This is a genomic window from Haladaptatus sp. (genome assembly GCF_049589095.1).
Taxonomy (GTDB): domain Archaea; phylum Halobacteriota; class Halobacteria; order Halobacteriales; family Haladaptataceae; genus Haladaptatus.
This window is the reverse complement of sequence record NZ_JBAWAC010000020.1, coordinates 1-13908: the sequence shown is the minus strand read 5'-3', so window position 1 is coordinate 13908 and position 13908 is coordinate 1. Positions and strand designations below refer to the sequence as shown.

Annotated in this window: 12 protein-coding genes and 1 pseudogene; 8 read left to right on the top strand and 5 right to left on the bottom strand. The window is 62.5% G+C overall.

Features of this window, described 5'->3' with window-relative positions; translation table 11 throughout:
- Both WBV42_RS00750 and WBV42_RS00745 read left to right on the top strand, forming a co-directional pair.
- Window positions 1–284 (top strand): annotated as a pseudogene (locus tag WBV42_RS00750) (pyridoxamine 5'-phosphate oxidase family protein); the annotation flags it as partial.
- Window positions 285–367: 83 nt separating this feature from the next.
- A complete protein-coding gene (locus WBV42_RS00745) occupies window positions 368–1600 on the top strand; it encodes a M20 family metallo-hydrolase (protein ID WP_423984344.1) in 1233 nt (410 codons plus the stop codon).
- Between the two features lie 9 nt (window positions 1601–1609).
- Here the strand turns inward: WBV42_RS00745 and WBV42_RS00740 are convergent, their stop codons facing one another.
- Window positions 1610–2293 (bottom strand): DUF502 domain-containing protein, encoded by a 684-nt coding sequence (locus WBV42_RS00740; protein ID WP_423984343.1) that lies wholly within the window; start codon window positions 2291–2293, stop codon window positions 1610–1612.
- A 129-nt stretch (window positions 2294–2422) separates the two neighbouring features.
- Here WBV42_RS00740 and WBV42_RS00735 point away from each other — a divergent pair, with 129 nt between their 5' ends.
- Together WBV42_RS00735 and WBV42_RS00730 are read left to right on the top strand one after the other, a co-directional pair.
- Window positions 2423–3091, top strand: coding sequence for a helix-turn-helix domain-containing protein (locus WBV42_RS00735; protein ID WP_423984342.1), 669 nt, complete (start codon window positions 2423–2425; stop codon window positions 3089–3091).
- A gap of 166 nt (window positions 3092–3257) precedes the next feature.
- A complete protein-coding gene (locus WBV42_RS00730) occupies window positions 3258–4214 on the top strand; it encodes an AEC family transporter (protein WP_423984341.1) in 957 nt (318 codons plus the stop codon).
- A 3-nt stretch (window positions 4215–4217) separates the two neighbouring features.
- Here the strand turns inward: WBV42_RS00730 and WBV42_RS00725 are convergent, their stop codons facing one another.
- From WBV42_RS00725 to WBV42_RS00710, 4 genes are read right to left on the bottom strand one after another with little or no spacing between them, the layout of a single operon-like run.
- A complete protein-coding gene (locus WBV42_RS00725) occupies window positions 4218–5309 on the bottom strand; it encodes an AI-2E family transporter (RefSeq protein ID WP_423984340.1) in 1092 nt (363 codons plus the stop codon).
- 52 nt (window positions 5310–5361) lie between these two features.
- Entirely contained in the window at window positions 5362–5550 is a 189-nt protein-coding gene (locus WBV42_RS00720; RefSeq protein ID WP_423984339.1) for a hypothetical protein, read from the bottom strand.
- Between the two features lie 55 nt (window positions 5551–5605).
- Entirely contained in the window at window positions 5606–7315 is a 1710-nt protein-coding gene (locus tag WBV42_RS00715; protein ID WP_423984338.1) for a SulP family inorganic anion transporter, read from the bottom strand.
- Window positions 7316–7328: 13 nt separating this feature from the next.
- Complete coding sequence (locus WBV42_RS00710; RefSeq protein ID WP_423984337.1) at window positions 7329–8288, bottom strand: PrsW family intramembrane metalloprotease; 960 nt, start codon at window positions 8286–8288, stop codon at window positions 7329–7331.
- A gap of 397 nt (window positions 8289–8685) precedes the next feature.
- On the opposite strand from WBV42_RS00710, the gene WBV42_RS00705 reads away from it, so the two are divergent.
- The 4 genes from WBV42_RS00705 (at window position 8686) to galK (ending at window position 13877) form a co-directional block, all read left to right on the top strand.
- The gene (locus WBV42_RS00705) at window positions 8686–9915 is read left to right on the top strand and encodes an RNA-guided endonuclease InsQ/TnpB family protein (RefSeq protein WP_423984336.1); all 1230 of its coding nucleotides are present in this window, start codon (window positions 8686–8688) and stop codon (window positions 9913–9915) included.
- 129 nt (window positions 9916–10044) lie between these two features.
- The gene (locus WBV42_RS00700) at window positions 10045–11676 is read left to right on the top strand and encodes an MFS transporter (RefSeq protein WP_423984335.1); all 1632 of its coding nucleotides are present in this window, start codon (window positions 10045–10047) and stop codon (window positions 11674–11676) included.
- Between the two features lie 96 nt (window positions 11677–11772).
- A complete protein-coding gene (locus WBV42_RS00695) occupies window positions 11773–12567 on the top strand; it encodes a hypothetical protein (RefSeq protein WP_423984334.1) in 795 nt (264 codons plus the stop codon).
- A 125-nt stretch (window positions 12568–12692) separates the two neighbouring features.
- Entirely contained in the window at window positions 12693–13877 is a 1185-nt protein-coding gene (gene galK, locus WBV42_RS00690; protein WP_423984333.1) for a galactokinase, read from the top strand.
- Window positions 13878–13908 lie beyond the last annotated feature (31 nt).

The window sequence follows — 13908 nt, the reverse complement described above, 5'->3', positions numbered from 1 at the left end:
CGGATATCGTCGACCTGCTTCGGAAGAATCCGTCCGTCGCCTTCGAGGTGTCCACGAACGACCCGCCGTACACCGGGGTACGAGGGAACGGAACCGCGAGCGTGGAACCCGATTCGGAGAAGGAACTGCTCCGGGAGTTGGTGACTCGGTATCTCGAGGACGCCGATTCGCGACTCGCCCGGGAGTTGCTGTCGGACGACCGGACCGAGGTGACCATCCGGATCGAACCGAACCGCCTGCACAGTTGGGATTTCACCGCTCGAATGGGCGAACCGTCTCCATGACATGACGACGGGGTGACTTCCGGCAGTTCATACCACCCACCCCGACCTACTTGGGGCGCGCGAACGACACGGAACGCATGTGAATCGACCGGGACCGACTGCGGAAGGACATCAAGGCGAACGCCGAATTCGGCGCGCTGGACGACGCCGAACACGGGCGAACCGTCCTCACTGGAACGGAAGCGAACCGGCAGGCGCGGGAGTACTTCGTGGAGCGACTGGAGGACGCCGGATTAGACGTTCGCATGGACGCCGTCGGCAACATCGCGGGACGGTGGACGCCCGAAAGCGCCGACCCGGACGCCGCACCGGTCGCGGCCGGGAGCCACCTCGATTCGGTGCCGGAGGGCGGCATCTTCGACGGCCCGCTCGGCGTGTATTCGGCGTTGGAAGCCGTACGGGCGATGCAGGATTCGGGAATCGAACCGACCCGTCCGGTCGACGTCGTCTCGTTCACCGAGGAGGAAGGCCAGCGGTTCGCCAGCGGACTGCTCGGGTCCTCGGTCGCCGTCGGCGAGCGGTCGGTCGATGACGCGCTGGCGCTGACCGACGGACGAACGACGTTGGCCGACGCGCTCGATTCGATGGGATTCCGGGGGGAGGGACGACTCGATGCGAGCGAATGGGACTCGTGGCTCGAACTCCACGTCGAACAGAGCCGACGCCTCGAACGGGCCGACGTGTCGGTCGGCGTCGTCACGACAATCACCGGGATCACGCACTGTGACGTGGAAGTTCGAGGCGAGGCGAACCACGCCGGGGCGACCCCGATGGCGGAGCGAACGGACGCGCTCGTCGCGTCAGGCGAGTTCGTTCAAGACGTAGAGCGGGCTGCGAACGAAGTCAGTGAGACGGCCGTTGGGACCGTCGGAAAGATCGACGCGCGGCCGAACGCGACGAACGTCGTCCCCGGAACGGTCACGATGGGCGTCGATATTCGGGACGTGGAGTACGAGTCGATGAACGAACTGGTCTCGCGCGCGGAGGAGTCGCTCACGATTCTCGAATCGGTGCGCGGCGTCGAGACGGCCCACTCCCGCGACTTCGTCCTCGAACCGACGGACATGAGCGAGCGCTGTCGGGAAGCGGTGCACGAAGCGGGCGAAAAGTCGGAAATCGAGACGCTCGACCTCCACTCGGGGGCGGCCCACGACACGATGCACGTCGCGGACGTGACGGACGCGGCGATGTTGTTCGCGCCGTCACGCGACGGGATTTCGCACAACCCCGCCGAATGGACTGACTGGGAGGACTGTGCGACGGCGACGCGAGTGCTCGCCGGTGGGATTGCCACGTTGGCGGGCGCTCAATTCTGAGACAGAGGGTCAGTCCTGATATCGAGCCACGTCTTGCCCCGTCAGACGGCGGAGTTGGTCTTCACTCAGCCCCTCCGTGCTGCCACCCATCTCGTCCAGTCCGACGCCGCTGGTGACGAGGGCGCGGAACGCGACTTCCAGTGGAATATCGACGTCCAGGAGGTCGTCGTTGGGGACGTTGACGACGAAGCCGCCCATCACCGGGTTTGGAGCCATTGGAAGGAAGACGGTGGTCATCTTCTCCTCGCCGGTCGCTTTTCGCACCTCGTCCGGCGTCTCCGCCGTGACGAACGCGAACGTGTACGTGTCGTCGGTCGGAAATTCGAGCAGTTTCACGTCCCGGAAGTGGTCCTCGTCGCTCTCGACCATCGCGTCTCCCATCCGCCGGAAGCTCCGATAGACGGTTCCAAGTCCTGGAATCTGGCTGATGGCGTAGTCGAAGTTGTCGATGGCGCGCTCGCCGACCGGCGAGTGCGCGACGAACCCGACCATCATTATCATGGACACGATGACCAGTACCGCGATGCCACCGAGGACGAGTATTGAGCTGACGGGAACGAGCCCCAAGAGCGGAATCAGCATATTCCTGACGAACTTGAGCAAAACGACGACGACGTACAACGTTATGAGAAGGGGAACGACGACGGTAATACCCGTGAGCGCCGTCTCCCGTAGTTTATCGAATAGTGACAAATCCTCCGAAGTAGCCATCGTACAGCACACTCGGGCGGGGGCTAAAGAGCGTACTGGCTGAATATTCCAGCAGAAAAGTTCATCAGCCGCCAGCAGAGTAATCCCTCGGAAGCGTCTAGCTTTATCTCCATGAGTACAATCGCCATCGTGCGACTTCCGGCATCGGAGTTCGCACTGGAGGCGACACTCGAACGGGTTCCGGGCGTTACGTTCGAAGTCGAACGTGTCGTCGCACCCGAAGCCGAGCGGGTAATGCCCTACGTCTGGGCGACGGCAGACCCGGACCAGTTCGACGCCCTCCACGCCGCCCTCGAAGACGACCCGACAACCGACGATATAGAGCTTCTCGCGGACCTGGACGACGAGTGGCTGTTTCGAATGGAGTGGGTCGGGAAAACCAGATTCGTCATCCACGTCCTCGTCGAGGAGAGCGGAACGATAATCGACGCGAACGGTAACGGCGACGGGTGGAAACTACGCATCCTGTTTCCCACTCGGGACGCACTGGGCGTGACGTACCAGTACTGCGAAGAACACGGCATTCCGCTCGAAATCGAGCAGATATACCGACTCGACGAATCCCCTCGACGGGGACAATACGGACTCACGAAGGAGCAGTACGACACCCTCGTCGCCGCGCTGGAGGAGGGCTACTACGACATCCCGCGGACGATTTCGGGCGAGGAACTCGCCGGGGACCTTGGAATCTCACACCAAGCCCTCTCCGAACGACTCCGTCGTGCGTACACGAACCTGATCGCGAACGCGCTCGTCATCGGCGAAGGCGAACTCGAATAGCCGTTTGTCGTCCGTCCAGTTGCATTTGAACCATCCTTATCCATCATAAAATATAACGATTATCCAGATATATGCGGGATTGACCGCAGAACGTGGCTTTAATTCGGTCGTCAGTAGAGTATCGTTCGATGGATTACGAGACGATAGCCGATGCGAGGAGCAGTCGATGAGTGCGATATCCGCGTTCACTTCCGCGATCCTCCCGATCATCGCCATCGCGGGCGTCGGATACGTCATCGGGTGGCGAACCGGCATCTCGGTCGGTCAGCTCAACACGGTCGCGCTGAACTTCTTCCTCCCGGCGCTCGTCTTCCACGGAATCGTCACCACCGATCTGAGCGGCAAGACGGTGCTCAACCTCGGTCTCGCCGTCTTCGCGTATACGCTCATCATGATGGGCGTCGCGTACCTCAGCGGGCGAACGCTCGACCTGCCGGACGCCGCCCTACCCGGCGTCGTGTTGGCGAGCGCGTTCCCGAACTCCGGGTTCGTCGGAATCCCGCTCACGGAGTTCGTCTTCGGCGACATCGGGCGAACCACGGCGACGCTGTTTCTCACGATACAGAGCGTCATCCTCTACACGGTTGGCGTCTACGTCGTCTCCGCGAGCAGCGACAACACCGCGGGCGTGCGAAGTGCGGTCCGAGAAGTGTTTCGACTGCCGCTGGTCTACGCCGTCGTCCTCGCGGCGCTCGTCCGTTTTCTGGGTCTCGTTCCGCCCGTCGATGGAACGTTCATGACGACGGTCGACAGCGTCGGATCGGCGTCCGTCCCGTTGATGCTCACCGTCGTCGGGATCCAACTGGCCGAGGTGGACCTCGGCGGACTGCACAGGATCGCGCTCCCGACGGCGCTCAAACTCGTCGTCGCACCAGTTCTGGGGGCGGGTATCGCGGTCGTCGTCGGCTTCACGCAACCGCACGTGGGCAACATCTTCATCCTCGAATGTGCGACGCCCGCCGCCGTCACCCCGCTCGCCCTCACCATCGCCTACAGCGACCACGACGACGAGTCGCTCTCGACCGCCGAGTACATGAGCACCGTTATCTTCGTTACGACGGTCCTCAGCGTCGTCATCCTGACCGCGCTCGTGGTCGCCATTCAGGGCGGCTATCTCTTTTAACGATCAACCGCCATCCGATTCGGGCGATCCGGGCCACGACAACGTCGGAAACACGACCCAGAGGAACTGCACCACGACGACCATGATGAACGGGCCGAGGAAGATGCCGTACCAACCGAAGATCGGCGGGCCGAGGAGATAGGCGAACACGATGAGGCTCGTCGGGAACAGCCGTCCCGAGAGAACCGGACGGATGTAGGTCCGGACGACGTTGTCGAACGCGATTTCCATGACGAGGAGGAACAGGATCGGGAACCAGAGCCGAACGGGGTCGGTTTCGAGCGCGACGATGGCGAGGTAGGCGACGACGAAAAAGTAGACGATAGAGCGCCCGACGAGCGGGATGATGGTGGCGAGACCGGTGGCAATCGCCACGAGCATGGTCTGCGGAATCGCCATCTTCGGCGGCGCGAGGAGGTTTAGTAGATTGTAGATGACCGCAGAGAGAATGATGATGACGAAGATGGTGAGCGTGTAGCCGAAGAAAACGGAGTTCAGCCCCTGATCGACGGCTTGCAGGTACCGATAGGTACTCGTTTCTTCGTCCGCGACCGTCCGCCGGAACCAGCCCGTGATCGTCGCCTCGTCGCGCACGAGGAAGAAGACGAAGATGAACGTGAGAAACAGGTTGTACGATTGGGCCGCGAACGCCCCCACGAACCCGCGAATCCGGAAGACGAACGATCGAATGGACGGGTTGCTGAGCAGCTCCGAGACCGAATCGTACCACCCCTCGGGCGTCGCCGGAATCGCCCCGAAATTGAAACCCGGAAACAGGGTTCGAACCAGTCGTTCGACGTCGGCAGCGCGGACGGCCGAAAGCTGGCCGAATGCGACCACGGCTATCGCCGCGAGCAGCGCGATGAACGGCAGGATGATGAGTGCCAGCGTCAGGATCGTGGCGATTCCGGACGGCACTCCCCGCTCCTGGAGCCATCTGGCGATCGGTCGGGCAACGTAGTACAAAAAGAGGCCGAAGACGAACCAGCCGAGATACGAATCGAGCGACGTGACGAGCACGACCGCCAACGCGGCGGCGAACACCCACCAACCGAGTTCGGTCGAACTCGGGCCATCGTCGCGCTCGAATTTCATGAACTCCTCCGGATACGGGAGGATACATCGAGAAGGATGATAGTTTGGTGGGTCATTTCGGTCGGTCGTCGTCGGGGAGAAGGGTGATCAATTGACTACCGAACGCGATCAGACCGATGAACAAGCCGCCGAAGGCTATCAAATCGCCATGAGTTCCGGGAACGGCGTAATCGAGAGTCATCCAGATGGCAACCAGCACGAGCAGAATGGCGAACAGCAGGATGTCAGTCGTTCGACTCATACACTTTCCTTCCGTTATTTTCTGATAATCGTTTCGAATCCGTGACAGCAGTGCGTCACCGCTCCCATTCGTCGATGACCGTCACGACGCGCTCGTTGAGCGGCACGTCGCCGAACGGTTTCGCGGAATCGATGGCGGCGAGGGTGTCCCGAACCGGGCCGTCGGCCTCGGCCAATCGAAAGTCGATACCGCGCTTTTCGAGGTCCTCGGCCAACGATACGAGCATGTCGGCGGCGGTGAGGTCGACCGTCGGCGACGAGCGCATGTCGAGGACGACGAGCGAGACGGGGCGCTCGCGGGTATCGACCTCGTCCATGACCGCCGCACGGATTGTCGGCGCGTTGGCGAAGAACAACTCGGCGTCCACGCGGTACACCAGCACGCCCGGAACGCGTTCGTTTTCCGGATGACGCGACAGGTCGCTGAACTCGTCCGACCCCGGAACCCTGCCCATCGTAGCCGTGTGCGGGTAGGTCGCCCGCGCCACGACGACGAGGATCGAGACGAGGACACCGATGAACACGCCGTCCAGCATGCCGAAGACGAGGACGCCAAGGAACGCGGAGGCGGCCGTGGCGAACTCCAGTTTGTCGACGCGGTAGACGCGGCGGAGTTCCGGCACGTCCACGAGTCCCGAGACGGCGACGATGACGACGGCGGCGAGGACGGTTTCGGGAAGCGTCGTGAACAGGTCGGTCAAAAAGAGGAGGACGAGGACGAGGGCGACCGCCGCGACGCCGCTCGTGAGTTGCGTTTTCCCCCCGACTTCATCGTTGAGCGCGCTTCGGGACATGCTCCCGCCGACGACGAAACCGTTGCCGAGACCCGCCAGGAGGTTCGAGACGCCGTCCGCGAGGAGTTCCTGATTCGCGTCCACGGAGTCGTCGTGCCGCCGAGCGAACGTCTCGACGGCGCTCATCCCCTCAACGTAGGAGAGCAGGAAGAGCGCGAGCGCGACGGGGAGCAGGTCGGGGAGTGTTCCCGTGGTCAGCGTCGGAATCGAGAGCGGGGGCAAGCCGCTCGGAATTCTCCCGACGACTTCGACGCCCCGTGCCTCCAGATTAGTCACGGCAACCAGTCCGGTGGCGAGGAGAACAACGAGGAGCGCGGTCGGAAAACGCCTCGCGTAGCGTTCGCCGAGGACGAGCAGGACGATGGCGGCGACGCCGACCGCGAGCGTCGGCAGGTTCGTGGCTCCGAGGTGGGAGACGACGAACCCCAGTCGGTCGAAGAAGGTGCCGCTGGCCCGTGGAATCCCGAACAGTTTGTCGAGTTGGGTCGCCGTGATGTACAGCGCCGCGCCCGCCGAGAAGCCGGTCAGGACGGATTCGGAGATAAAGTTCACGACGAAGCCGAGTCGGAACAGCCACGCGACGACGGAGACGAGACCGACGAGCAGCGTCGTCAGCGCCACGAGCGAGGCGTAGTCGGCCGGGGAGCCGCTGGCCACCGAGCCGACACCCGACGCGACGAGGATGGCGAGAGCGGACGTCGGACCGTAGATGACCTGTTTCGACGTGCCGACGAACACGTAGGCGAGGAGGGCGAGGAGACTCGCGTACAGGCCTGTTTCCGGCGGAAGACCGGCCAGCGAGGCGTAGGCCATCCCCTCGGGCAGGATGGCGGCGGCAACCGTGACGCCCGCGAGCAGGTCCGGACGGAACCACGACGCCTCGTAGCGGGGAAGCCAGCGAGCGATCGGAAGGACCGATTCGACGAGTCCGTCGTCCGTATCTCCGTTCCGATGCGAGGGTTCCGGTGCCATTCGATGACCTCAGCTACGAGGGACTCTGTTCGGGCTGTTCGGTCGCCTGCTGGAACTTGTGGCGGTACCGCGATATCTTTCGGTAGAGGATCGCAAGGAAGATGCCGTCGTAAACGATGACGAAAGCGATGAACGTCACCCCCGTCAGCGGGAGGTACGTCACCAGCGTATCGTAGGTCGCGTGAATGAGCGCGGCGATGAGCAGGCCCTTGACGATGATGGGACCGCGATTTTCCGGGTTCCCCTTCGCCAAGCCGAGGTAGTAGCCCGCGAACGACGCGTAGATGACGTGGCCCGGGCCGACGAACGACCGCTGTGCGGCGGTGCCGACCACGACGCTGACGAGTCTCGACATCGGAAGCTTGCCCGCCGTGAACAGCGCGTTCGTGATGTACGTGAAGTTCTCGATGGTCGCGAAACCGAGTCCGGCGAACGCGCCGAACACCGCGCCGTCGATGGCGGCGGAGAGGTACTCGGTTCGATAGGCGTACAACCGCGAAGCGAGCCACTTCGACGTCTCCTCGACCGGTCCGACTTCCAGATAGAAGAACAGAATCGTTCCCACGACGGGAATCAACTGGAAGACGGGTTGCAGCGCCGTGTTGAGCAGGGATGCGAACCCCGCGAACAACACTCCCATCAGGAACGTCACCGCGAGCGGCGCGAGCGGTTCCCGCTGCACGTCGTCGCCGTACCAGATGAGCGCCGCGAGGACGAACGCCGGAATCACCGACAGAAACGTCAACACCCCCAGCGCCGGTTGCACGAACAGGATGAACCCCGTGGCCGCGAGTTGCGCGACGAACAGCAACACCGCGAGCACGACGAACACCCGTTGCCAATTGCTCGTGAGCCCACGGTAGATGGCGACCGACGCTCTGTCGAGCACCGTCCGTTTCTCCCACGTGGTCACGTCGTACAGGTCTTCCTCCCGAAGCGATCTTTCTATCCGCTCGTCTTCGCTCCCACCCATAACCCGTAAACAACCCGACACGCCATAATCGTTGTTGACAGGACGGGCGGTCCGTTAGCTGACCGCAGGCGCTAAGCCCCCTTCCTCAGGGAGCGCCGAATGGCGCGAGCAGGGAGGGGATACAGCGTTCACAAGAGCTTCGCTCTTGTGTGCGAACGAGACGCGAAGCGTCTCGTCAACGCCGTCATCGTCTTTCGTACACTGTACTTCGGCTGGCCCACAGGCCAACGTAATCACAATTTTTATGCGCATAGAGTTGTATAATACGCATACAGTGAGACGGAAGAACCTCACCATCCGTGACGACCAAGCCGAGTGGGTAGAGAAAAACCACCTCAACCTCTCGTCATTTCTCCGTGAGAAACTCGACGAACTCATTGAGGAGCGCGAATAGCGGATGTACTACGCCTACAAATATCGTCTCGACCCGTCCGACGCCCACCGTGAGGAGTTGGATCGACACCGCGATATCTGTAGGCAAGTCTACAACCACGCGCTCTACCGCTTCGACCAAATCCCCAAGAACGCAGGGACCCTCAACCAGCGCGTTCGGTCTATCCGTGATGAACTCCCCAGCCTCAAAGACTGGTGGGATGGACTCACGGACGTGTACTCGACAGTTTTGCAAACTGCTGTCATGCGGATTGAGGACAACATCAAGTCGCTCGGGGCACTCAAGGAGAACGGCTACGGCGTCGGTCAACTCAAGTGGAAGCCGCCACGGGAATTCCGCAGTTTCACGTACAGCCAATCTGGCTTCAAGCTCGACAAGAAGGGCGGTCAGACGGTGCTGTCACTTTCGAAACTTGCGGATATCCCGATACGACTCCACCGCGCTATTCCTGACGACGCCAAACTCAAGCAGGTCACGCTCAAGAAGGAACCGACGGGCGAGTGGCTCGCCACGTTCGGCCTCGAAGTAGACCGCGAACCTCCCGAGAAACCCGACGAACTCACCGACGTGGTGGGTATCGACGTAGGGATTCTCAAGTATGCTCATGACACCGACGGCACGGCAGTCGGGTCGCTCGACCTCTCCGACGAGCGTGAACGCTTGGAACGCGAGCAACGAAAGCTCTCACGGAAGCAACACGGGTCGGTGAACTACCGCAAGCAACAGCGTGTCGTTGCACGCCGTCATGCGGAGTTGAAACAGAAGCGTCGTGACTTTTTGCACAAGCTGTCGAACTACTACGCCCGAGAATACGACCTTGTAGCAGTCGAAGACCTGAACGTCAAGGGCATGCTCGAATTGCCGTCGAACAGTCGAAACACGGCGTCATCGGCATGGCGGATGTTTCTCTCGTTTCTCGAATACAAGTGCAAACGCGAAGGAACGCACTACGTTCCTGTGAACCCACGAGGGACGACCAAAGAGTGTGCATCCTGTGGCGTTTCGACGGACAAACCGCTGTGGGTGCGCGAACACTCATGTCCGTCGTGTGGGTTCGAAGCGGATAGAGACGCAAACGCGGCGTGGAACATCCTTTCTCGCGGCCTCGAAGACGTAGGAGCGGGACACTCCGAATCAGCGCCTGTGGAGACTGCGCTCCCTACGGACACTGTTGTGTCTGCAAAGCGCGTCATTGAAACAGGAAGCCCCACCCTCAACGCGCGAAGCGCGTAGGGCGGGGTAGTTCACCCCCGGCGAGCGTTTCTAGGGTCCGACGAAGAAGTTCTTCGGGGTAGGGAACGGTGAAGTTCGTAACATCGAACGCAGGGGGGAGAGGAACGAGCGAAGTGAACGGAGGGAGCCGTGGCTGAGGCGGACGCGACGGACACGGAGGACGCGGTTTCGGTCTGGCAACCCTTGGGCGAACCGGTCTTTCGCGCGATGTGGACGGCGGCGCTGGTGTCGAACGTCGGGACGTGGATGCAGAACGTCGGCGCGGCGTGGCTGATGACCTCGCTGACCACCTCGGCGCTGTTGGTCGCGCTGGTGCAGACGGCGACGACGCTCCCGGTCGTCCTCGTGTCGCTTCCAGCGGGTGCCATCGGCGACATCGTGGACCGGCGCTGGCTGCTGTTGGTGGTTCAGGCATGGATGCTGATCAGCGCCGTGATACTGAGCGGGCTGACGGCGGTCGGCGCGACGACGCCGTGGGTACTGCTGTTGCTCACGTTCTCGCTCGGCTTCGGCACCGCGTTCCTGAACCCGACGTGGCAGGCGATTCAGCCGGAGTTGGTTCCGCGAAAAGAGCTTCCGGCGGCGATTTCGCTTGGCGCAGTGGGATTCAACATCGCCCGCGCGGTCGGTCCGGCGGTCGGCGGCCTCATCCTCGCTGCGACCGGCACGGCGACGGTGTTCTTCCTCAACGCGGTGTCGTTCGTCGCCGTCTTCGTCGTCGTGTATCGCTGGAAGCGCGAACCGACGACCTCGGAACTGCCGCCAGAGCGCCTGTCGGAGTCGATCTATCGCGGTGTGCGGTTCGTCCGGAACGCCCCGGCCTTGCGGTCAGTGCTGGCTCGAACGGTGCTGTTCATCGCCTTCGCCAGCGCGATTTGGGCGTTGTTGCCCCTGCTCGTCCGCAATCAACTCCACCTCGGCGCGGGGGGGTACGGCATCGTTCTCGGCGTCACGGGTCTCGGGTCGGCGGCCGGAATCACCGTCCTCGAACGGGCGCGAAAGCATTTCACGACGAATCAAGTCGTCCTCGGAGCGTCCGCCCTGTTCGGCCTCGTACTGGTGGTGCTGGGGACCGTTCACGTCGTCCTCGTCGCGCTGGTCGCGGTTGCGCTCGGCGGCCTCGCGTGGATTTCCGTCCTGTCGAGCCTGAACACCGCCGTGCAGACGCTCTCGCCCGAGTGGGTCCGTGCACGGACGCTGTCGGTGTACATGCTGTTCTTCCTCGGCGGGATGGCGGTCAGCAGCCTCGGGTGTGGCGTCGTCGCCGACCATCTCGGCACGCCGATGGCGTTCGTCATCGCCGGTGTCGGGTTGGTCGTCGGACTCGTCGGGGGTATTCACTGGCGGATTCCCGAGACGGACGGCCTCGACCTGCGACCTTCCGGGGACTGGTTCAACCCCAGAACTGAGTTCGAACCGCCCCCCGACACCGGCCCGGTGCTCGTCAGCGTGGAGTATCGAATCGACCCGGCGACGGCCGACGATTTTCTGGCGGCCGTGGAGAAATTAGGGCGCGTTCGGCGGCGGAACGGCGCGCGATACTGGAACGTGTTCCGCGACACCGAAACCGACGACCGCTACCTCGAAGTGTATCTTACGGGGACGTGGATGGCCCACCTCCGCGAACACGAGCGCGTGTCGGTAGCCGACCGGGAGATACAGAGCCGAGCGGTGTCGTTTCACGTCGGCGACGAACCGCCGCAGGTATCGCACTTCGTCTCGGGGACGGACGAAAACCAATTCGACAGCGAGGAGACTTGATCGAAGGACAACAGTTATTCCGGTTGCGGGAGCTTGATTGCATATGTACCCGCCAGCAAACAAAATCCTCTGCGACCGGTATTACGGTGATTCACGGTGAATTTCACCGACTATCTCTCGGACGGATTCGACCGTCTCGGCGACCTGCTACCGCTCGCGCTGGTGCCGTTCTTCGCGACGTTTCTCCACATCGACGACATCCGAAAGACGGTGAACCTCACCGGCGGTCATATGGGCGTGAAGTTCCAGTTCCCGACGGCTCTCCCGACGTATTGGACGTTCACGAGCGTCCCAAACTCGACGGTGACGGGCGTCCACATCTCGCCGACGATGTACTTCGCGCCGATATACGTCGTCGTCACGAGCGTCCTCATGGCGGGGTTTCTCGGGAGCATCAGGGAAAGCATCGAAACCGGACGCTACGATTTCGCGTACAACGCTCGCACGTACTTCCTCCCGTTTCTCGGCTACTCGGTCCTGGTCTGGGTCGCGTTCTTCGCCTCGTTCGCCCTCGGGGTGGCGTTCGGCCCCCTTCTCATCGTCGCGCTTCTGGCACTGTTCGTCCTCAGCTTCGTGTTCTACGGCGCACCGTTCGTCATCGTCGTGGACGACCGTTCGCTGGTTGAGGCGTTGCGAGGAAGCTACGAACTCGCGGCGGTCGATTCGGACTACGCCGCGTTCGGTGGTGGCTACTTCGTTTTCGTGCTCGTCGCATCGCTCGTCGGAACGCTGCTCATCAATCTCGGTATCTCCGGTATCGTCATCGGTGCGGTCCTTTCGGCACCCGTTTCGCTCGCGCTGACGGTCGCCACTGTCGAATTCTTCATCGATCTCGGGTGGCCGGGGAGCGACCCCGTCGAACGACCACCCACCGAACGGTCCGATTACTGACCGGCACCCACGATTCTCGGATTTTATCACGGTTGGTACCGAAGCCGTGGCCATGCACGTTGCAGACGACTGGCCCTCCAATCGGACGGGAAAAACGACGCGTCGGCGAGTGGAGATGATGACACGTGGATGACGGTGACGATGGTTCCGACCTCCGGAAAATCGCAGTCGAGCTGTTCGGCGACGGGGACGCGGAATTCGTGCGGGCTTCCGCACCCGGTCGGGTGAACCTCATCGGCGGACACACGGACTACAACGATGGCTTCGTGCTTCCCGTCGCGATCGACCGGCGAACCGAAATCGCGGTGCGCCCCCGGGACGACCGCACCGTCCGAGCGTACTCGGCGAACTTCGACGAGAGCCGAGATTTTTCGCTCGATTCGTCCCCAAGCGAGGAATCCTCGTGGCTCGGCTACATCGAAGGAATCGCCCGGAAACTCGCCGACGGAGCGCCGGGAGTTCCTGGAGTCGATCTCGTCGTGGACGGCGACGTTCCGATGGGTGGCGGCCTCTCGTCGTCGGCGTCGCTCGAACTGGCGACAGCGACCGCACTGAACGAGGCGTGGAACCTCGATTACACCCCGACCGAACTCGCGGACCTCGGTTGGCGGGTCGAACGGGAGTTCGTCGGCGTCGAGTGTGGGATCATGGACCAGTTCGTCGTCGCGCTCGGCGAGCGGGACCACGCGTTGTTTCTCGACTGCCGCACCCGAAACTACGAGCGCTACTCGTTGGACGGGGACGTTCGGGTCGTCGTGACAAACACGAACGTCGAACACGAGTTGGTCGATTCCGCGTACAACGAACGCGTCGCCCAGTGTGCGGAGGGCGTCGAACTGCTCGACGAACTCCTGTCCGACGATGTGACCGCACTGCGTGACGTGTCGGTCGCCGAGTTCGAGGCGGTCGAGGACGAACTTCCGGAGACGATACGAGAGCGGTGCGGACACGTCGTGTACGAGAACGAGCGCGTTCGCGAGGCCGCGAACGCGCTCGAAACCGGCGAGATGGGACGCGTCGGGGAACTGATGAGTGAATCCCACCAGGGGCTCCGCGACTCCTACGAGGTCAGCTGTCCGGAACTGGATTTCGTGGTCGAGGTGGCGGGCGACATCGACGCCGAACTCGGTTCGCGGATGACCGGTGCTGGATTCGGTGGCTGTGTCGTGAGCTTCGTCCGGGCAGAATCCGTCGAACCCTTCGCGGAAACCGTTCGGGAGGCGTATCTCGCCGAAACCGGCATCGAACCCGACGTCTTCCCGTGCGCCGTCGCCGATGGCGCACGGGTCGAAGCGAGACTTGAGGACTGACAGCTACGAAATCGAAACGGCGGAGGAAGGC